We start from the raw sequence: 18,847 nt of genomic DNA on the forward strand, positions 1-18,847 counted from the left end.
GACGATGAGTCAGGCGCAGGAACACGAGCAGAACGGCCAGTCCGTACCGCAGACCCGCACCGCCCGCCACCGCCGGATCGTGGACATCCTCAACCGGCAGCCGGTCCGCTCCCAGAGCCAGCTGGCGAAGCTGCTCGCCGACGACGGGCTGAGCGTCACCCAGGCGACGCTCTCCCGCGACCTCGACGAGCTGGGCGCGGTGAAGATCCGCAATACGGGCGGCGAGCTGATCTACGCGGTCCCGAGCGAGGGCGGCTTCCGCACCCCGCAGGCTCCGCTGGGTGAGTCGGCGAAGGAGGAGCGCATGCGGCGCCTCTCCGGCGAGCTGCTGATCTCGGCGGAGGCCTCCGCGAACCTCGTGGTCCTGCGCACCCCGCCGGGTGCGGCCCAGTTCCTCGCCTCGGCGATCGACCAGGCCGAACTCCGCGAGATCCTCGGCACCATCGCGGGCGACGACACCCTGATGCTGATCAGCCGGGACCCGGCGGGCGGCCAGGCCCTGGCCGACCACCTGCTGCGGCTGGCGCAGAAGGAGAGCTGAGCGGCCCGGCCGTAGTCCGCGGCCGCCGAAACTCGTACGCGGCGGCGGCCACGGCGCACGGCCCGGCCGAGTGGGCGGCGGCCGTGCTGACCGCCTCGGCGCTGGCGCGCCGCGACCGGGGACGCCGCTAGTACCGGGTGACGTCCAGCGGCCCGTCCGTCGTGCCGATCGCGATGTGCGGCGCGCGGCGCGGGCTGGCCCAGCGCAGGATCGCGCGCATGGCCCGTTCCGGGACGGACACGCAGCCGGCCGTCGCGCCCTTGCCGTTGACGTGCAGGAAGATGCCCGCGCCGCGGCGGTGTACGGGGCGCTCGTAGTTGAAGCCGATGAGCAGCGCGTGCGCGTACTGCTTCTCGTACGTCACCAGGTGCTCGGCCTCACCCGGCGCGCAGTCCGCCGGCAGCGGCTCCACCCAGCGGTTGTAGCTGGCCGACGCGTTGTCCTGGCACCACCACGAACGGTCCGTCACCCGCCGGTAGCGGTACTCCGTCCCGGCCGGGGCCGAGCGGATCCCGAAGGCGTACGGGAGCTCGTACAGGCCCGTCGGAGTGGTGTTCGTGCCCTGAGTGCGGGTCGCGCCCTCGGTCAGGCCGTTCGCGCCGAACCGGGCCTCGGCGCTGCCCGCCTCAAACCAGCGCCCCGCGCGCCGGTCCCACCAGGTCAGCCGCCCGGTCGTGGAGCCGCGCGCGGGCGCGACGGCGGTGATCAGCTGACTGCCGCCGCCGGTGTCGGCGAGGCGGGCGGGCAGCGGGTCATGCAGGTCATGCCCTTGGGGGAGCAGGGTGGTGACGATCAGTGAGCCGGTGACAAGGGCGGTACGCAGCACATGTCAGACGGTACGGGGCGGAAGGGGCAGCGGCAGTGCAGGCAGGCCGTCGAGGCTCGTTTCGATGAAGTCCTTCTTCTCGCAGTACTCCGCGAACTCCTCGTCCGTCTTGCGCCCGAAGTACTCGGCGTGGAGGGTGCGCTCGCCCTGGTACTCCATGAAGGGGACGGCGTACCCGCACACATCGGCGATCCGGCGGGCGTCGACCAGGATGACGGCCCGCGCGGAGGGCCCGTCGGCCTCCCCGAACAGGCCGATCAGCTCACCCCAGCGGGGGTCGTCGCGGAAGACCGCCTCGCCCTCGCCGTGGATGCGCACGATGTTCGGCGGGCCGCTGAACGCGCACCACATGAGGGTGATCCGGCCGTTCTCGCGAACGTGGGCGATGGTCTCGGCGCCGCTGCCGCCGAAGTCGAGGTACGCGAGGGTCCGCTCGTCGATGACGACGAGGGTCCCCGCGCGGCCCTTGGGGGACAGGTTGATGTGGCCGTCACCGGCGAGCGGGGCGGTCGCGGTGAAGAAGACCGGCTGCTCCTCGATGAAGGTGCGGAGCCGGCCGTCTATGCGTTCGTAGAGTTTTCCCATGACCGGATTTTATTCGCCGGAACGGCCGGGCCAGGGCGGGGAATTCAAGTCCGCGAAACCCAGCCGCCCGTGGCGCAGGTCGGTCTTCCCCGCGGTCAGGGTGAGCTGCCAGTTCCAAGCGCGCAGCTCGGCCGTCGCCAGCTCGCGCAGGTTCGGGTCGGGATCCGCCGCCAGAGCCACACAGGCCCGTAGCTCGGCGATCCCGCCCTGCTCGCGCAGAAGGTGGAAGGCCGCCCGGCGGGTGTGCGCGGGCCGGTCCGGGGCGATGCGGGCCGCCAGCCATCCGGAGTCCAGCCGCCGGGCCACCGGGCGCAGGCAGAGGGAGGCCTCGCGGGCCACCGACGCCGACGGGTCGTCCAGCAGATGGAGCAGCAGCCCGGCCAGGGCGGCGGCCAGGACCGGACGGGCCTCGGCGCCCCGCTGGCCACGCACTCGATATACGGGCTGGTCAGCGGGGCGGCGGCGGGCTCGATTGACGAAACATACGGAGTAGTGCATAGTTATGCCTGTCGTTGAATGCACCGTAAGGAGAAACCCGTGACCGAGCGCGTCGTACTCGCCTACTCGGGCGGCCTGGACACCTCCGTCGCCATCGGCTGGATCGCCGAGGAGACGGGCGCCGAGGTCATCGCCGTTGCCGTGGACGTCGGCCAGGGCGGCGAGGACCTGGACGTCATCCGCAAGCGCGCGCTCGCCTGCGGTGCCGTCGAGGCCGAGGTCGCGGACGCCAAGGACGAATTCGCCAATGAGTACTGCCTCCCGGCGATCAAGGCGAACGCCCTCTACATGGACCGGTACCCGCTGGTCTCGGCCCTCTCCCGGCCGACCATCGTCAAGCACCTCGTCGCCGCCGCGAACAAGCACAACGCGACGATCGTCGCCCACGGCTGCACCGGCAAGGGCAACGACCAGGTCCGCTTCGAGGCCGGCATCGCCGCCCTCGGCCCCGACCTCAAGTGCATCGCCCCGGTCCGCGACTACGCGATGACCCGCGACAAGGCGATCGCCTTCTGCGAGGAGAAGAACCTCCCGATCGCGACCACCAAGAAGTCCCCGTACTCCATCGACCAGAACGTCTTCGGGCGCGCCGTCGAGACGGGCTTCCTGGAGGACATCTGGAACTCGCCGATCGAGGACATCTACGAGTACACCTCGAACCCGGCCACCCCGCGCGAGGCCGACGAGGTCGTCATCTCCTTCAAGGAGGGCGTCCCGGTCGCCATCGACGGCAAGCCCGTCACCGTGCTCCAGGCCATCCAGCAGCTCAACGAGCGCGCCGGCGCCCAGGGCATCGGCCGGATCGACATGGTCGAGGACCGTCTCGTGGGCATCAAGTCCCGTGAGGTGTACGAGGCCCCGGGTGCGATCGCGCTGATCACCGCCCACCAGGAGCTGGAGAACGTCACCGTCGAGCGCGAGCTGGCCCGCTACAAGCGGCAGGTCGAGCAGCGCTGGGGCGAGATGGTCTACGACGGCCTGTGGTTCTCCCCGCTCAAGCGCGCCCTGGACGGCTTCATCAACGAGGCCAACCAGCACGTCACCGGCGACATCCGGATGACCCTGCACGGCGGCCGCGCCGTCGTCACCGGCCGGAAGTCGGACGAGTCGCTGTACGACTTCAACCTCGCGACCTACGACTCGGGCGACACCTTCGACCAGTCCAAGGCCCAGGGCTTCATCGAGATCTTCGGCCTGTCCTCGAAGATCGCCGCGCGCCGCGACCTCGCCTGAGTCGTTAGGCAACGCAGTACCGAGACCGCCTCCCCGTTACCTCCGCGGCGGGGAGGCCGTCGCACATTCACCCTCTTGAGGAGCAGTAGCTGTGAGCAGCAACAACGGTGGTGACGTCCGGCTCTGGGGCGGCCGGTTCGCCGACGGCCCCGCCGAGGCCCTCGCGAAGCTGTCCGCGTCGGTCCACTTCGACTGGCGCCTGGCGCCGTACGACATCGCCGGCTCCCGCGCCCACGCCCGTGTGCTCCACAAGGCGGGCCTGCTCACGGCCGACGAGCTCGACCGTATGATCGCCGGCCTGGAGCAGCTCGAAGTCGACGTGGCCGACGGCTCCTTCACCGGCACCATCGCCGACGAGGACGTCCACACCGCCCTGGAGCGCGGCCTGCTGGAGCGGCTCGGCGCCGACCTCGGTGGCAAGCTCCGGGCCGGCCGGTCCCGCAACGACCAGGTGGCCACCCTCTTCCGGATGTACCTGCGCGACCACGCCCGGATCGTCGGCGGCCTCATCGCCGATCTCCAGGACGCGCTGGTCGGCCTCGCCGAGGCGCACCCGGACGTGGCGATGCCGGGCCGGACCCACCTCCAGCACGCGCAGCCGGTGCTCTTCGCCCACCACGTACTGGCCCACGTGCAGTCGCTGTCGCGGGACGCGGAGCGGCTGCGCCAGTGGGACACCCGTACGGCGGTCTCCCCGTACGGCTCGGGCGCCCTGGCCGGCTCCTCGCTGGGCCTGGACCCGGAGGCGGTCGCCGCCGACCTCGGCTTCGAGCGGGGCTCGGTCGGCAACTCGATCGACGGCACGGCCTCCCGTGACTTCGTCGCCGAGTTCGCCTTCATCACCGCGATGATCGGGATCAACCTGTCCCGGATCGCGGAGGAGATCATCATCTGGAACACGAAGGAGTTCTCCTTCGTCACCCTGCACGACGCCTTCTCCACCGGGTCGTCGATCATGCCGCAGAAGAAGAACCCGGACATCGCGGAACTGGCGCGCGGCAAGTCGGGCCGCCTCATCGGCAACCTGACCGGCCTGCTGGCCACCCTCAAGGCCCTGCCGCTCGCGTACAACCGCGACCTCCAGGAGGACAAGGAGCCGGTCTTCGACTCGTGCGACACCCTTGAGGTCCTGCTCCCGGCCTTCACCGGCATGATGGCGACCCTCACCGTCAACCGGGAGCGGATGGAGGAGCTGGCTCCGGCGGGCTTCTCCCTCGCGACCGACATCGCGGAGTGGCTGGTCAAGCAGGGTGTGCCGTTCCGGGTGGCGCACGAGGTGGCCGGCGAGTGCGTCAAGGTCTGCGAGGTGCTCGGGATCGAGCTCGACGAGCTGACCGACGAGCAGTTCGCGAAGATCTCGGAGCACCTGACGCCGGAGGTCCGCACGGTCCTCAACGTGCCCGGCGCCCTCGCCTCCCGCAACGGCCGCGGCGGCACCGCCCCGTCGGCGGTCGCGACCCAGCTCACCGAGCTGAAGGCCGACCTGGTCATCCAGCACGCCTGGGCGATCCACAAGCAGTAACCGCGCGGCCCGTGAAGGGGGCGGCCGGGGCATCCGCTCCGGCCGCCCCCTTCGTCGTTCTGCGCCTCGTCGTTCTGCGCCTCGTCGTTCTGCGCCTCGCCGGTCTGCGCCTCGCCGGTCTGCGCCTCGCGGTTCTGCGCCGCGCCGTTCTGCGCCGCGCCGTTCTCGCCGTCCTACGCCACCCAGTCCGCCAGTGCGTCGAAGTCCACCCTGGTCAGGCCGATGCGCTCGTCGATCCGCAGCAGCAGGGCGTTGGCGAGGTGGTGCTGGTCCACGTACTCGTGGTCCATCGTCGTGATGTCGTCGTCGATCCACGCGAAGGGCCTGGTCCCCGCGTACTCCAGGATGTACTGGGTCTTCCAGAAGGTGCCGCGCGGCGCCCGCCCGTGCATCTGCGGCCAGTCGATGAACGGCAGGCGGGGGAGTCCCAGGTGCGGGCCTATCCAGTCGTTGGCCTCGTCCTTCCAGGTGGTGGCCCAGACGAGTTCGTACGCGTCCGCCAGCGCGAGCAGTTCCGCGCCGTGGCCGTGGTTCAGCCAGACCCGCAGCGGCTTGCCGTCCGTCCAGCCCGTCGGGCGCATCCGGTGGGTGGTGTATCCCGCAGGTCGGCGCTGGGCCCGCGCGGCGTACGGGTTGAGCGGGCTTATGCGGGCATGGGACATGTCTGACCGATTCTCGCGGTCGGTGGGGGATGGAAGGCGCGTGGCCGGACCCGGCACAATGACGGGATGATCGGCAACCGGATCACATACCGCAAGGCGGACGGCGTCCGTATACCCGGAACCTGGCGTCACGCCTTCATTTGCAACGGGGGGACGTTCTTCCTCACGGACCTGGTCATCTACGCCGACGGGCTCATCGACTGCTGGGGCCTGGTCACCATCGATGAGTTCGAGCAGAAGCTAGGTTCCGGCTGGGTGGCCACCGACCTGCCGGAGGGTGCCGAGGCATCGGCCCACGGCCTGGCCTCTTGGAGCTTCGCCGAGCCGCGCACGTGGATCACCCCAGAACTGCTGCTCGCCGAGGTGCGGGACACCATCGACGAGCTGAACGGTCGCCCCGATTCGACCGCCCGGTGCCTGGCCGCGGTCGACGTGTTTCTCGCCGACCGAACCGAGGAGAACCGAGCCGCCGCCCTCGCCGCTTACCTGGCCATCCCTGAGACCCAGCGGCGCTACGCGCTCGGCGATATGGACCGTAAAGACTGGCCGCTTCAAGTGCTGGTGGCCGGGCCGGGCGGGGTGCCGGATGGATGGTCCGACGAGCCCGTCTCCCAGGAGGTGTACGACGAGGCTGTCACCTACTTCGAAGAGCGCGCCAGGCTGATCGCCGAACGGCCCTCCCGAGTTCCTGCGGACGGACCGGCGACGCCGCACGCGCCGGCCGTCCATCTGTACCACTCGTACCCGCGGCAGCGTGTCGACGACCCCGGCAAGGTGGCTCTGCGCAGCGACTACCCTGCGTCCATCAACATCGAGGGGATCCCCTACTCGTCTGTCGCCCACGCCTATTGGGCCCTGTCGGTCGACGACTCCACGGCACAAGCCGCCATCGCAGCGGCGGACACCTCATACGCCGCCCGCAAGCTGGCCGCCGACGCCACCCAACGCGCGGGCTGGGAACACGCCCGCAGCGCCGTCATGATCATGCTCCTGCGTGCCAAGTACGCCCAGAACCCAGACCTGGCAGAGGTCCTCCTCGCAACCGACGACGCAACCCTCATCTACGACGATGCCGACTCTCCCTTCTGGGGCGACAACGCGGGCCGCGGCCGCAATTGGGCCGGCCGTCTGCTCGAACTCGTCCGCTCCGAACTGCACGCGCAGCGCGCCGGAATTGTGTAGCGGATCGGGCCTCGATTCTTGGCACTCCTCACGGAATGTCTCTCACTGGAATCGGCTCTTCGGCACAGGGAGCTGTCGGGCAGCATGGGGCGATGAACTCGAATCCGTTGGTACCTCGTGAGGTGAAGGTTATTGATACGGCCTTGCTGCTCAGGCTGGAGGAGCGGGCGGATGACCTCAGCCTCAACCAACGGCTGGACCCAGCGTGGGTGCTGGCGAATGCGGCGCCCGATGGCACCCACTATCTATGGCCGGCCCTGTGGAACAGCTTGGCTCATCGCCCAGCCATCCCCCGTCAGCTGCGGTGCGAGCTTTTGATCATGTTGAGTGAGGGAGGCTATGTGATGAGCCTGCTGGATGTGCTTCCCGACGACTTCACTCCGCTGCCGAGGGTGACTTCGCGAGACGAAGGCATGCGGATCAGCCGACTTTTGGACCGTGCTCCTTCGGTCAGGGAATGGCTGCTCAGGGAAGGCGAAGGCTCCACAGGGCGCCTTTGACAGGCGCCGCCAGCACGGACTTCTCACTGGTCCGTCGTGAGGCGAGCCCGCACTGGGAGCGTGCGGACGTTTCCACCGTCTTGGAGGGCTGCGCGGAGGCGCTGGATTTCGTCGTGCTGTTCCGCGAGCCGCGACAGCGCCAGCGTCCTGAACGCAGTCGCCTCGGCCGCCTCCTGCTTCATTTCGGACAGGCGTCCCTTCAAGCTGACTACTTCGGCTTTGAGGCGGGCGATCTGGGCAAGGCGGGGGTCCGGCTCGCCAGTGGCTTCCCGGGCCCTGTCAAGCCGGCTCTCGAACTCCTCCTTGACATGGGGGTAGGTCCGGTACAGCGTCGCCCGGGGAACCGCGGCGAGGATGCTGAGCGACTTGATGTCGCACCGCAGTCCCTCGGGGATGTCTCCGGCCATGAGCTGATCCATGGCGGCCGTCAAGCGACTCTCCGCATCGGCGTGGCGGTCATTGGGCACTGGATGTCTCCTCACCGGCTACTGCGGTGTCGATGGATTCCACGATCCTCATGGATCGCTCGTAGGTCTGCTGTGCGCGTTGACGCTCCGGCGCGGACAGCCGGGGGTTGCCGAGAAACACGGCTCGGGTGTTCTCAGCATGGTCGGCCCACGCTTGCCGGTGCTGGGGGTGATGGGTGGCCTGCGGGCAGTGAGCGGAGTCGCACATGCCCATCAGCGGCTCGGTGGCGTTCGGGGTGCCCGCCATGGTGAGGCACAGAGCCTTGGCGGGGTCGGTGAACCAGCAGTAGTTCGCAACGCCGATGTGGAGCGTCTTCGCCTTGGTCTTGAGTAGCTTCTCCACGCGGCGGTCGTCGGCGACGGTGGCGGGTCCGGGGTCGTGGCCGACGAGGGAGCGGTCCACGTTCTGGAAGGCGGCGATCAGGCCGCGTGCGCCTCGGCCGGAGGGGAGAGTCCCTTCTTGGTAGTCGTGGTACGCGGAGACCGTGAGTCGGGTGTGTTCGACTTCCTCTGCGGTCTGGACCTCGGCGAGGAACGCGGCCTGGTGGCCGCCGGGCCGGGCGGTGTAGCCCTCGGTGGTGGCTACCGATACGTGCTTGAGGTGCCATTTTGCGGCGAGGAGGCCGTGGGGGCGTTGGGCGATGGCCAGGGCGAGAGTGCGGCGGAGGGCCCGCGGGTGGACCGGGCCGTCGGGGATCTTCGTGAGTCCGAGGTGCTGTCCGAAGGGACCGTTGATCCAGTCCCGGAGTGCGGTGTACCGGTTGGAAGAGTTGTTGGCGCCGGGGAAGATCAGGTTCCCAGGATCCGTGTTGCTGAGGGCTTCGGCGATTGCGACGGCGTGGTGCACGTCTTCGATTACCACCCACGAGTCGGGGACTCCGCCGAACTTCTCACCCTTGATGCGGCGGGAGTCCAGCCAATGGCGGGAGCCGTAGGTGCGGTCCTCGCAGCGGCGGCAGCCATGCGTGAGCTCGGCCAGTTCGGAGGCCCGCATGCCGGACAAGGCGGCAGTGAGGTAGTAGGCGGCGGAGGTGACGGCGAAGATCGTGCTGTCCAGGGCGAAGTGATTCATGGGGAGGGCCCAGGGGGCAGGCGTTTCGTCGTTGGCGCGAGGCACCACCGAGGCGTTACGACACCACGAGTTCTCGATGCCGCAGGCAGCGACCCATGCCTCCATATGGGGCCGGAGCCGGTCCAGGTCCCGTTTGGTGGAGGAGAGCGACAGGAAATCCTTGGTGAAGGACGTGTAGGCGAGAGTCAGCAGAGGGTCGTCGGCGTCCCAACCCGATGTGAGCCTCCGGGAGATGCCGGCGGGGGCGGCGCGGGGCGCTGGGATCCCGGCTGCGATACGCCGCTCGATTTCGGCGATGACCAGAGGGTGATGTTCGACGCGGAGGGATGACCGGATGCCGCCCCGGTGGTCGGTGATCTCCCGGGCGCGGGCGGTTTCCTTGACGAGGTGCGGGCCGATCGTATGGACGAGGTACGAGGCGCCGGCGAGGAGAGGCCGAAGGATGTCGTCCGGGACGGCAGGGGTCTGGTTGATGTCGGGGCGTTGGTATCCGGCGACCTGCGAGGCGGTGCGGTCTCCCCACGGGCGGAAGCCAGTCGGGTAGGAGTCCTGCAGCAGCGGTGCGTACGAGGCCAGGGCTTGGGCAGTCAGCACGAAACCCGCGACGGTTCCAGGCGTGACCGGCTTGCTGGGGTCGGTGCGGCCGACGGAGACGGCGGACAGGTAGGTGTCACAGTGCCGCTGGCGGATCTGTTTGAGTTCGGTGAGTCCTGCGTCGGTGAGGTGGTTGAACCAAGCCGTGAGGCGGACGACTTCGTGCCGGAGCGTCTGCAGGGCGAGAGGGGTGCGGTACGCCTGCGGGAGGACGCAAACGGCTGGGTGGGTGGGCAGGAGGCGGCCCATCAAGTAGGTGCGCGCGACCGCTCGCCAGATGGGGTTGCTGATCTGGGTGAAGTCCACGATCTGCTGGCTACGGGGCCAGGACACTGGGGCTTCGGCGACGCAGGTCAGGTCCCAGGTGTCCTGGTCGAAGCGGGGGCGCCGAGTGCCCGGGCGAGTGCGATATCCGGCCGCCTGGAGGATGTCCAAGTCGGTGAAGGGATGGTGGCCGGGGCCGGCGGTCAGAGCATCGGGCCTGGTCACGGGATCTCCTCCGGTTGCAGGGCCGCGAATGCGGATTCAGCTGCGGCTTGGATGGCTGTGGTGCTGAAACGGGGCAGCAGGTCGGTATCGAGCCGGTCGGCGTAGGGGCCGAAGATCGCGAGAAACTGGGCGTTGGTCATGTGCCGTTCTTGATCGGCGAAGTACCGCTGGAGGCGGAGGAGGTTGGGCAGGTGCCGGGGGGTGAACACGGCGAGCGGGCACAGCAGGCACACCCAGGGACGGGCTGGGCAAGCTGTCCAGGCCGGGGCGTGGGGGCTGTTGTAGAGACTGGCGCAGGAGGCGACGAACACGTCTTGCTCCCCGGCCAGTAGCCGCTGGATGGCGTCGCTGTCGAGTCCGGCGTCCACAACGAGGCGGGGGAAATCGGCAGCAAACCGGGCGGCGTCTTGACCGGTGGCGATGACCGGCGGCGCTGCCTTGCGGCGGATGTCGCGCTGGGCGTCCTCGATGATTCCCTCGATGGCCTCCACCTGCGCGGGGGTGTGGTGGTGGAGGTAGTGATCACCTTCGACTGCCGGGGTGTGGTTGGGATCGATGGTGGTCCGCCCAGTCCAGGTCGAGCGGTCGCGGCGGTGATGGAAGGTTGTGCGAATCCGGCTGCCGTGCGGGGGCATGGGCTGGCCGTTGTCGTCAGTCAGGCCTACGGCCTTCGCCCACCTGATGCGCTGCCACGGGGTACGAGGGTGTCCGGAGAACGCGACGCCGTTGTAGTTGATCCACATGGAGTCGGAGAGTTCTCCGGCATGCTCGCGGAGAGCCGCGGAATGGGTGAGCCACTGGTCCAGGAGCCGTACGGCGGGTCCGCGCAGGTTGAGCGCTTCGCGGGCGGTCCGGCCCTTTGGGTAGGACAGCAAGCCCGTGGCGGGGCCGGTGTGCGTGAAGTCGGGTACGACGAGTGCATCGATGCCGTCGGGTACGGCACCGGTCAGAATAGCCAGGCGGAGGTTGTAGGCGAGTGCCGTGTACCCGGTTGGGAACAGGGCATCGCGGATTTCCAGGACCGTGGGTCTGATCGACCAACGAGCTCCGGGGATCATCGCGCGGATCGCGTGGGTCGGCAGGGGGCCGGTTCTGCGGATCAGCCAGGCGAGGTTGTCCCGGTTGATGCCGTGGATGATGGGGTCGGCCCCGCGTTCGGCGGCGTCCAGAGCCTTACGGTGGTCCTGCCAGGCGGTGTCGATGTCGGTGCGGGCGGCTTGGCCGATGCGCTGCCATTCGCCGTCGCTGTATGGCCGGTGCGGGGTGGAGCCGGCCTGCTGGTTGATCGGCCTTCCGTCGAGGTGGGCTTGGATGCCGACGTGGAGGGTGCCGCCGTCGGCGTGGAAGCCGTTGAGGGTGATTCGGCTGTGCCGCTCAAACGTGAACCCGAACTCCAGCCAGTAGGGAGTGATTTGTGCTGGAGCGAGATCGGAGAGAGCGCCGGTGAAACCAGTCTCGTACAGGTAGCGTGCGAGGTGCCGGGCGCATCGGACGGCGTGCCGGGCCTCACGGTAGGTGCGGATCGGACCGTTCGGGTGGGCGGCGGCGGCAAGGCCGCGGGCGAAGTCGCTGGCGAGCACTGGGTCGGGCAGCTCGTGGAGCGTGCCGAGGTAGGGCCGCTGACCCGGGAGCGTGTACTGAACGGCAAGCGGCTCTCGGACTTCAGCGGGCATCGGTGTCCCGGATCTTTGTGACGGCTTCCCGGCGGGCGGCCGCGTCGGGGTCGGCGTCCTCGTATGCCTGGCGGAAGATCCTTTGGGTGTCCAGGAGATGGAGGTATGCCTGAGTGGTGGCGACGCTGGCGTGGCCGAGGAGGTCCCGCAGCACCAGCAGGGGATCGGCCTTGGTGAGGTACAGAGCCATGGCGTTGTCCTCGCCGGTGTCGAGGACGAGGCGGGCGGCCTGTTGGTAGTAGCCGCGCACCAGCTTTTCCAGGGTGGCCATGGCCATCGTATGACGTGCCATGTGGGGGTGGACGTGCGGGAACGCGGGCTCCCACTGGTCGCGGATGCGGGCGGAGGTTCGGCGGAGCGTGGTTGCCCAGTCCAGGAAGGGCGAGCCGTCGGACTGGACGGCGAGGAGGGCGCTACCGCCGCCGGGGCCGACGAGGCGGAGCCGTTCGGCCGGCGTCAGCAGGTGCCAGCGGCGGTAAGTGCCGTTGAGGTAGGCGCCCTCGTGTGTCGGGCTTTCTATGTGGAGGGCGTGGTCGGGGCGCCATCGGGAGCCGTCCACATGGGCGGCTCGCTCAAGCGCCGTGTAGTCGTGGACGCGGGCCAGGGTGTCGTACTCCACCCAGGTCTGTCGCCCCTTGCTGCCCTTGGTGGTCGGAGGCGCGATCGGCAACGGGACGGGAACGGTGGTGCGTTGGCGGGGCAGGGGCGGGACCTCCCACGGTGTGAGGAGCTGCCACTCTCGAAGCCGTAGGCCGGTAGAGATCGCAAGCGAGCCACCGGCGGCGTTTCGGCCGGTCTCGTGGCCACGAAACGTGTGGTCGGGTTCGCCGTTGGGGTCGTTACCCGCGAGAGCGTTGACCAGCAGCTCGGAGTACGGCCGCTCCAGATACTTGCGGGTGGCGTGCCGTCTGGCACCCCTCACGGTGGCGAAGTTTCGGGTGGACTCCACGCGTAACCCGTCGGGCCGCAGGTACGAGCTCTTGGCGTAGGAGAACGGGACTTGCTGACAGTGCCCCTCGTTCACGGCCCATTGGTAGAACGCCGCGATGGTCTTGACCGCAAGGTTCCAGCTGGTTGACCCAAGCCGGACTTCCAGCGGGCCGGATAAGCGATGCTCGGCGTACAGCGACAGCCCGTCGCGCAGCCGCTGCCGGTCGGAGAACAGAGCGATGCCGTGGGCAGACAGAAACTCGGCCCAGGGCTTGAGCTGTAGGGCGTAGGTCTTCCATGAGTTTTCGGCGGGGGCTCCGCTGATCGGCAGCTCCCGCAGCCAGCGGTTGATGAACGTCACTGATCGGGGGCCGTTCTCGTCCTCGAAGCGGAGATCACCGTCCACGAGGATCGGCATGCCGTCGCGGTTGAGCGGTGGGGAGGCGAGGTCCCAGTCCTCTCCACCAGCCCTGGAGAAGTAGAAGAGAATCACCGTTGCAAGGTAGTTGAGACACAATCAGATGTGCCCGATATCTGCGAACTGTCAGCCATGTGGGGACTATTCATATAGTCCGACCATGACGGTGGCTCGCCATCGGGCGCCGGGAATGCCGCGGGAGAGCCTCAGCTGGAAATGGGCACACCATCTCCCGATTGGGCGGACGCGGCTGTGGAGATGCTGCCCGCGGCTCTCACATGCGGGCTGCTCCGTGATTCGTACGTCCAGACGTTGCCGGTGTTCCGGCCGCCGCGGCGCATCACCGTGCCGAGGGTGGCCGTGAGCTCGTTCTCGACCTCGGCAAGGAGCTCGGTGCCGAAGACGCACAGGGACTCTTCCCAGGGATGCCAGAACGTTCCCATGCGCAGATCGCGCGTGAGGAGCTTGTAGTACTCGCCATCCCAGCACGCCGCGCCGGGCCAGGTCGGCTGGCCGGAGCCGCCGACGCGGGTCGGGTCGAATCGGTAGCCCTGATGCCACCAGCTCACCGAGTAGAGCTGCTCGCCAGGCTGGACGCAGGCGCGCAGTCCGCGTTCGACGATGTCCTGGAGGCGTGCTACCCGGTGGTCATCGGGGAGGTCCCGCATCAGCCCGTACGTGTGGCGCGTATCGGTGACGTCCCCGACGTGCCAGGTGACTGAGTTGGACGGCTCCTCGATGGCCGGGTAATAGGTGTGGCTGGGCTTGAAGGAGAAGTCGGCCGCGAAGGCTTTGCATAGCGCGTTGTGATCCGGGTCGTCGAGCAGCATGGAAACGGGGCGATGCGTGGCGGGTGGTGGGCCGGCCGGAGCCCAGAGGTAATTGCGTACGCTCGACACGGCGCGGAATCCGGCTGCGAGGAGGGCGTCCAGGATCGGTCCCTCCGACGCCTCGGCGGTGAAGTAGCGGCGCTCTGGTGCCTTGCCGATACCCATGTGGAGGGCGCGGCTGTTGCGGGCCCAACGGACCCAGTGGGGGAGGAACTCTGTGTGCGGGCCGGTCATGCCCCGAACCGCGGCGAACTCCGTCGCCCCCACGGCCTCTGCCCAGCCGACACCGACGAGTCGGGTCTCCGCTTCCAGCAGCTGGACGTTCAGTGCCCAGCTCAGCAGGTTTCCGTGGTCCTCGCGGATGTCCGCCAGGCCGCGCAGGTACGGCCCGCAGGCCGAGACCAGACGGTCGACCTCCCGCATCCGGTGGTAGCCGTAGCCCAGCCGACGCACGCGCAGGCCCCGTGCTGGTGCCACCGTGCCCGTCAGATCGTCGAGCTCGGCGATGAGGAGGGTCTGGGGCGGCCCGACAGCCGCGAAGCCGGCGGCGCGCAGTGGCTCGTCCATGGGGACCGGGTCGTGGCCGTAGGCCCGCCACTCGGCCGGTTCGCACCGGGCGGCGAAGGCCTCTTGCTGCCGACGGATCAGCCGGGTGACTTCCGTCCGGTCGGTTTCCTTGCCCAGGGGGGAGTGCCGAACGGTGCCGTGTGTGCCGTAGTGGGTCCGGACCACCAGCCCGTCCCGCTCGACCACGGATCCCACCGGTGCTCGTTCCGGAACGTGTCCCCGTACCTGCTCGTCGTACGCAGCCAGCAGCGCGTCCACCCCATCAATCAAGTCCTCGGCCGGGCGGACCTCCGTCCACGGCCGTGCCGATTATCGGGACGATCGCCGCCGTCAGCCACTGATTAATGGCTGTCCAGCAGCGTGAGACACGCGTGCTCGCCAGGGCATGGGTGGCGCGGGGGCGGGTTGGTGGGCGAGACAACGAGACAGGAAGAAACCGCAGAGATAAGCGGGCCGTCCACGTCGATCAGCAACAAGGGCTTCTGCGTCGTCATCGGATCATGCTTCCGTTCCGGGCGCCCGGAGGCACCGCAATTATTTCAGTGAGACAGAGATGTCTCATTCGGGTTATGGTTGTCTCATGGCCATGGATCGTGACCAGGTGCTCCGCGACGCGGCGGCCCTGCTCTCCCGCAAATCGACCGCGACGATGGACGAGGTTGCCCGCGCCGCCGGAATCGGCCGCGCGACCCTCCACCGGCACTTCGCCGGGCGCGACGCCCTCGTGCGCGCCCTGGAGGAACTCGGCATCCGGGAGTTCGAGGTGGCGTTCGACAACGCCCGCCTCGAAGACGGCACGGCGGTGGACGCGCTGAAACGGCTCGTCGCCGAGACCGAGCCCAATGCCCAGCTGCTGGCCTTCCTCGTCACCGAGAACCAGCTCTTCGAGGGCGATCAGATCCATGAGGGATGGGCCCGGCTCGACGCCCGGGTCAGCGCGCTCTTCCGGCGCGGCCAGGAAGAAGGGGACATCAGGATCGACCTGAGTCCCGCCTGGCTCACCGAGGCCCTCTACGGCCTCATCGGCACCTGCGCCTGGGCCGTCATGGACGGCCGGGTCGCCGCCAAGGACTTCCAATACATGATCATCGAGCTGCTGCTCGGTGGCGCACGACGGAGTGTGGAGAAATGAGCCGTACCGAACAGCTGAACCGGCCGACGGGGACGGAGGAGAAGAGCCCGGGGCGCTGGCTCGCGCTCTCCGTGCTCGTCCTGGCCGTGCTGCTGGTCGCGGTGGACGCCACCGTACTCGGGCTCGCCACCCCGTCCCTCAGCGAGGACCTCAAGCCGTCCGGCAGCCAGCTGCTGTGGATCGGCGACATCTACTCCTTCGTCATCGCCGGCCTGCTGGTGTCCATGGGCTCCCTCGGCGACCGCATAGGCCGCAAGAAGCTGCTGCTGGTCGGCGCGACCGCCTTCGGCGCCGTGTCCGTGCTCACCGCCTACGCGACCAGCCCCGAGATGATGATCGTGGCCCGCGCCCTGCTCGGCGTGGCCGGTGCGACCCTGATGCCGTCCACCCTCGCCCTGATCCGCAACATCTTCCACGACCCCAAGGAGCGCAGCCTCGCCATCGGCATCTGGGGCGCCACCGCCTCGGCCGGCGCGGCCGTCGGACCGGTGGTCGGCGGAGCCCTGCTCCAGCACTTCTACTGGGGCTCGGTCTTCCTCATCAACCTGCCCGTGATGATCGTCCTGGTCGTCGTCGGCATCAAGCTGCTGCCCGAGTCCAAGAACCCGGTGGCCGGCCCCTGGGACCTGATCAGCGTCGTCCTCTCCCTCGTCGGCATCATCGGCGTCGTCTACGCCGTCAAGGAAGTCGCCACCCACGGCCTGTCCGGGGAGGTCTGGGCCGCGGCCGTCCTCGGAGCGGGCGCGCTCTACACCTTCGTCCGCCGCCAGTTCACCCTGCCGGCGCCGCTGCTCGACATGCGGCTCTTCAAGCACCGGGGCTTCTCCGGCGCGGTCCTCGCCGACCTGCTCACCGTCTTCGGCCTGTCCGGACTGGTCTTCTTCCTCTCCCAGTTCCTCCAGCTCGTCCAGGGCCGCCAGCCGCTGGAGGCGGGCCTGGCCGAACTGCCCGCCGCCATCGGCGCGGTGGCCACCGGCCTACTCGCGGGCAGGTACGCCCGCAGGTACTCGGTGCGGTCGATCGTCTCCGGCGGCCTCGCGGCCATCGGGCTCGCCCTCGGCGTGATCACCCTGGTCCACAAGGAGAGCGGCTACCCGCTGCTCGGCGCCGCCCTGCTCGTCGTCGGCCTCGGCGCCGGCTTCTCCTTCACCGTCACCGCCGACGTGATCCTCTCCAGTGTGCCCAAGGAGCAGGCCGGTTCGGCTTCGGCCGTCTCCGAGACGGCATACGAACTCGGCGCCGCCCTCGGCATCGCCCTGCTCGGCTCCATCGTCACCGGCGTCTACCAGGGCTTCACCGCCCCGGGTTCGGTCGCCGGGCCGGTCGCCGACGCCGCCCACGAATCCCTCGGCGGCGCCGTCGAAGCGGCCAGGGCGCTGGATCCGCAGACCGCCGGGCAGATGGTGGGCGCGGCCCAGGAGGCCTTCGTGGACGGGCTCCGGCTCGCCTCGGGCGTCGGCGCGGCGGTCCTGCTGGCCACGGCGGTGGCCGCCTGGTTCCTGCTGAAGGGGCAGCGGCTCCAGGACGGCATCGAATACTGACCGCCACCCCCGCGCCCCCTGGCCCCAAGGGATGGTGCTCTGCGCAGAGTTGACAGCCCGTCGGCGCGCAGGACACCATCCCGGCGATGGAGATCAACGATCTGACCCCGGCCGAGCGTCGCGTGTGGGAAGCCTTCCCGCGCGGTGAAGGGGTCGACCTCCGGGAGAACCGGGACGAGGACGCCTCCGAGGGCCACGCCTGGGGACCCGAGAGGACGATCCGGGCCGAGGTGCTCTCCGCCCTGCTGCTGAGCGGGACCGCCGCCGAGGGCCAGGTCGCCGGGCTCAACCTCAGAGGTTTCAAGATCACCGGCAAGCTGGACCTCAAGTACGCCGTGATCGAGCACGCCATCCGGCTGCGCGGCTGCTGGTTCGAGCGCAAACCCGTCATCTACGGGGCCCAGTTGCGCGCCCTCGTCCTGTCCGGCTCGGCCCTGCCCGGACTGACGGCCGCCACGGTCAGCGTCGACATCGTGCTGCGGCTCTCCTGCTGCCGGATCACCGGCCCGGTCCGCCTCCAGGGCGCCCGGATAGCCGGCGGGCTGTTCCTGAGCAAAGCCGTCATCGGCACACCCGGGGTTCCCGAAGACGCCGATGAGCCCCCGCTCCAGTTCAACCACGCCCAGATCGGCACCGACGTCGTCGCGACGAACCTCACCGTCCACGGCCAGACCCGCATCAACGGCGCCACCGTCGGCGGCCAGCTCAACCTCGACGACGCCCGCCTGCTCGCCCCCGGCGGCACCGCCCTGCACGCGGAGACCCTGACCGTCGGCACCGATCTGCGCGCCATGCGGCTGGAGGCCCACGGCCGGGTCAACCTCGGCGGCTCCCGTATACCGGGCCAGCTCAACCTCGCCTACGCCCGGCTCGTCAACCCGGGCGGGGTGGCCCTGCGTGCCTCCAGCTGCGCGATCGGTGAGGTCTGGCTGCGGAACTGCGACCCCGTCCAGGGCGCGGTCAACCTGCGCCGCTCCAGCTTCGACCTGCTGCACATGCCGCCCGAGACCTGGCCCGAGCAGATCCGCATCGACGGCCTCAACTACCGCACCCTCGCCCCGCACCTCCGGGCCGAGCAGCGGCTGCCCGCCCTGGAGCGCGAGGAGTCGGGCTACCTCCCGTACGCCTACGAACAGCTCGCCGCGGCCTACCGCACGGTCGGCGACGAGGCGGGCGCCCGGACCGTCCAGCTCGCCAAGCTGCGTCGGCACCGGCGCACCCGGCCCCGGCACGCCCGGTTCTGGGGAGTGCTCCAGGACGCCACCGTCGGCTACGGCTTCCGGCCGCTGCGCGCGGCGGGCTGGCTGCTGGCGCTGCTGCTCACGGGGACGATCGCGTACAGCCTCCAGCCACCGGCGGAGCTCAAGGCGGGGGAGGCCCCGGACTTCAATCCGGTGTTCTACACGCTCGACCTGATGATGCCGATCATCGGCTTCGGCCAGGAGTCGGCCTTCGCGCCGAGCGGCTGGTACCAGTGGCTGTCGTACCTGCTGATCGTGACCGGCTGGATCCTCGCCACGACCACCTTGGCGGGCGTCAGCCGGTCACTCCAGAGGCAGTAGGCCAGAGGCAGTAGGCCGGAGGC

17 protein-coding genes are annotated in these 18,847 nt (G+C 69.3%); 8 read left to right on the top strand and 9 right to left on the bottom strand.

The window, feature by feature from the left end:
* Nucleotides 1-4 precede the first annotated feature (4 nt).
* On the top strand, nucleotides 5-541 hold the full coding sequence (locus J7I97_RS24100) for an arginine repressor (protein WP_214938308.1): 537 nt from the start codon (nucleotides 5-7) through the stop codon (nucleotides 539-541).
* Between the two features lie 127 nt (nucleotides 542-668).
* Here J7I97_RS24100 and J7I97_RS24105 read toward each other — a convergent pair whose 3' ends face one another.
* The 3 genes from J7I97_RS24105 to J7I97_RS24115 are packed head-to-tail and all read right to left on the bottom strand — an operon-like array spanning nucleotide 669 to nucleotide 2,384.
* Entirely contained in the window at nucleotides 669-1,364 is a 696-nt protein-coding gene (locus tag J7I97_RS24105; protein WP_374103718.1) for a L,D-transpeptidase, read from the bottom strand.
* A gap of 6 nt (nucleotides 1,365-1,370) precedes the next feature.
* Nucleotides 1,371-1,952 (bottom strand): pyridoxamine 5'-phosphate oxidase family protein, encoded by a 582-nt coding sequence (locus J7I97_RS24110; RefSeq protein ID WP_214938312.1) that lies wholly within the window; start codon nucleotides 1,950-1,952, stop codon nucleotides 1,371-1,373.
* A gap of 9 nt (nucleotides 1,953-1,961) precedes the next feature.
* Nucleotides 1,962-2,384: a hypothetical protein gene (locus J7I97_RS24115; RefSeq protein WP_214938314.1), complete on the bottom strand. Its 423-nt coding sequence runs from the start codon at nucleotides 2,382-2,384 to the stop codon at nucleotides 1,962-1,964.
* A 105-nt stretch (nucleotides 2,385-2,489) separates the two neighbouring features.
* Here J7I97_RS24115 and J7I97_RS24120 point away from each other — a divergent pair, with 105 nt between their 5' ends.
* Both J7I97_RS24120 and argH read left to right on the top strand, forming a co-directional pair.
* On the top strand, nucleotides 2,490-3,683 hold the full coding sequence (locus J7I97_RS24120) for an argininosuccinate synthase (protein WP_214938316.1): 1,194 nt from the start codon (nucleotides 2,490-2,492) through the stop codon (nucleotides 3,681-3,683).
* Between the two features lie 91 nt (nucleotides 3,684-3,774).
* On the top strand, nucleotides 3,775-5,205 hold the full coding sequence (argH, locus tag J7I97_RS24125; RefSeq protein WP_214938318.1) for an argininosuccinate lyase: 1,431 nt from the start codon (nucleotides 3,775-3,777) through the stop codon (nucleotides 5,203-5,205).
* 173 nt (nucleotides 5,206-5,378) lie between these two features.
* Here argH and J7I97_RS24130 read toward each other — a convergent pair whose 3' ends face one another.
* The gene (locus J7I97_RS24130) at nucleotides 5,379-5,867 is read right to left on the bottom strand and encodes a hypothetical protein (protein ID WP_214938320.1); all 489 of its coding nucleotides are present in this window, start codon (nucleotides 5,865-5,867) and stop codon (nucleotides 5,379-5,381) included.
* A gap of 66 nt (nucleotides 5,868-5,933) precedes the next feature.
* Here J7I97_RS24130 and J7I97_RS24135 point away from each other — a divergent pair, with 66 nt between their 5' ends.
* On the top strand, nucleotides 5,934-7,049 hold the full coding sequence (locus tag J7I97_RS24135) for an NADAR family protein (protein WP_214938322.1): 1,116 nt from the start codon (nucleotides 5,934-5,936) through the stop codon (nucleotides 7,047-7,049).
* A gap of 92 nt (nucleotides 7,050-7,141) precedes the next feature.
* Nucleotides 7,142-7,549, top strand: a complete 408-nt coding sequence (locus tag J7I97_RS24140) for a hypothetical protein (protein WP_214938324.1) — start codon at nucleotides 7,142-7,144, stop codon at nucleotides 7,547-7,549.
* Nucleotides 7,550-7,572: 23 nt separating this feature from the next.
* Here the strand turns inward: J7I97_RS24140 and J7I97_RS24145 are convergent, their stop codons facing one another.
* The 5 genes from J7I97_RS24145 to J7I97_RS24165 form a co-directional block, all read right to left on the bottom strand.
* Nucleotides 7,573-8,016, bottom strand: coding sequence for a hypothetical protein (locus J7I97_RS24145; protein WP_214938326.1), 444 nt, complete (start codon nucleotides 8,014-8,016; stop codon nucleotides 7,573-7,575).
* Nucleotides 8,006-10,171, bottom strand: coding sequence for a tyrosine-type recombinase/integrase (locus tag J7I97_RS24150; protein ID WP_214938328.1), 2,166 nt, complete (start codon nucleotides 10,169-10,171; stop codon nucleotides 8,006-8,008). The genes J7I97_RS24145 and J7I97_RS24150 overlap by 11 nt, the downstream gene beginning before the upstream one ends.
* The gene (locus J7I97_RS24155; protein WP_214938330.1) at nucleotides 10,168-11,844 is read right to left on the bottom strand and encodes a hypothetical protein; all 1,677 of its coding nucleotides are present in this window, start codon (nucleotides 11,842-11,844) and stop codon (nucleotides 10,168-10,170) included. The genes J7I97_RS24150 and J7I97_RS24155 overlap by 4 nt, the downstream gene beginning before the upstream one ends.
* A complete protein-coding gene (locus J7I97_RS24160; RefSeq protein WP_308369203.1) occupies nucleotides 11,834-13,267 on the bottom strand; it encodes a site-specific integrase in 1,434 nt (477 codons plus the stop codon). Before J7I97_RS24160 ends, J7I97_RS24155 begins: the two co-directional genes overlap by 11 nt.
* Before the next feature lie 131 nt (nucleotides 13,268-13,398).
* Entirely contained in the window at nucleotides 13,399-14,847 is a 1,449-nt protein-coding gene (locus J7I97_RS24165) for a DUF2716 domain-containing protein (protein ID WP_214938332.1), read from the bottom strand.
* 322 nt (nucleotides 14,848-15,169) lie between these two features.
* Here J7I97_RS24165 and J7I97_RS24170 point away from each other — a divergent pair, with 322 nt between their 5' ends.
* The 3 genes from J7I97_RS24170 (at nucleotide 15,170) to J7I97_RS24180 (ending at nucleotide 18,824) form a co-directional block, all read left to right on the top strand.
* Complete coding sequence (locus J7I97_RS24170; RefSeq protein ID WP_214938334.1) at nucleotides 15,170-15,721, top strand: TetR/AcrR family transcriptional regulator; 552 nt, start codon at nucleotides 15,170-15,172, stop codon at nucleotides 15,719-15,721.
* Nucleotides 15,718-17,262, top strand: coding sequence for an MFS transporter (locus J7I97_RS24175; RefSeq protein WP_214938337.1), 1,545 nt, complete (start codon nucleotides 15,718-15,720; stop codon nucleotides 17,260-17,262). The genes J7I97_RS24170 and J7I97_RS24175 overlap by 4 nt, the downstream gene beginning before the upstream one ends.
* Before the next feature lie 86 nt (nucleotides 17,263-17,348).
* Complete coding sequence (locus tag J7I97_RS24180; RefSeq protein ID WP_214938339.1) at nucleotides 17,349-18,824, top strand: membrane-associated oxidoreductase; 1,476 nt, start codon at nucleotides 17,349-17,351, stop codon at nucleotides 18,822-18,824.
* Nucleotides 18,825-18,847: the final 23 nt, after the last annotated feature.

This window comes from Streptomyces sp. ISL-87, from assembly GCF_018614095.1.
Lineage (GTDB): Bacteria > Actinomycetota > Actinomycetes > Streptomycetales > Streptomycetaceae > Streptomyces.

Coding starts and splice junctions, on each gene's coding strand:
- J7I97_RS24100 (WP_214938308.1), top strand. CDS start 5: ATGAGTCAGGCGCAGGAACACGAGCAGAACGGCCAGTCCGTACCGCAG.
- J7I97_RS24110 (WP_214938312.1), bottom strand. CDS start 1,952: ATGGGAAAACTCTACGAACGCATAGACGGCCGGCTCCGCACCTTCATC.
- J7I97_RS24130 (WP_214938320.1), bottom strand. CDS start 5,867: ATGTCCCATGCCCGCATAAGCCCGCTCAACCCGTACGCCGCGCGGGCC.
- J7I97_RS24135 (WP_214938322.1), top strand. CDS start 5,934: ATGATCGGCAACCGGATCACATACCGCAAGGCGGACGGCGTCCGTATA.
- J7I97_RS24140 (WP_214938324.1), top strand. CDS start 7,142: ATGAACTCGAATCCGTTGGTACCTCGTGAGGTGAAGGTTATTGATACG.
- J7I97_RS24155 (WP_214938330.1), bottom strand. CDS start 11,844: ATGCCCGCTGAAGTCCGAGAGCCGCTTGCCGTTCAGTACACGCTCCCG.
- J7I97_RS24170 (WP_214938334.1), top strand. CDS start 15,170: ATGGCCATGGATCGTGACCAGGTGCTCCGCGACGCGGCGGCCCTGCTC.
- J7I97_RS24175 (WP_214938337.1), top strand. CDS start 15,718: ATGAGCCGTACCGAACAGCTGAACCGGCCGACGGGGACGGAGGAGAAG.
- J7I97_RS24180 (WP_214938339.1), top strand. CDS start 17,349: ATGGAGATCAACGATCTGACCCCGGCCGAGCGTCGCGTGTGGGAAGCC.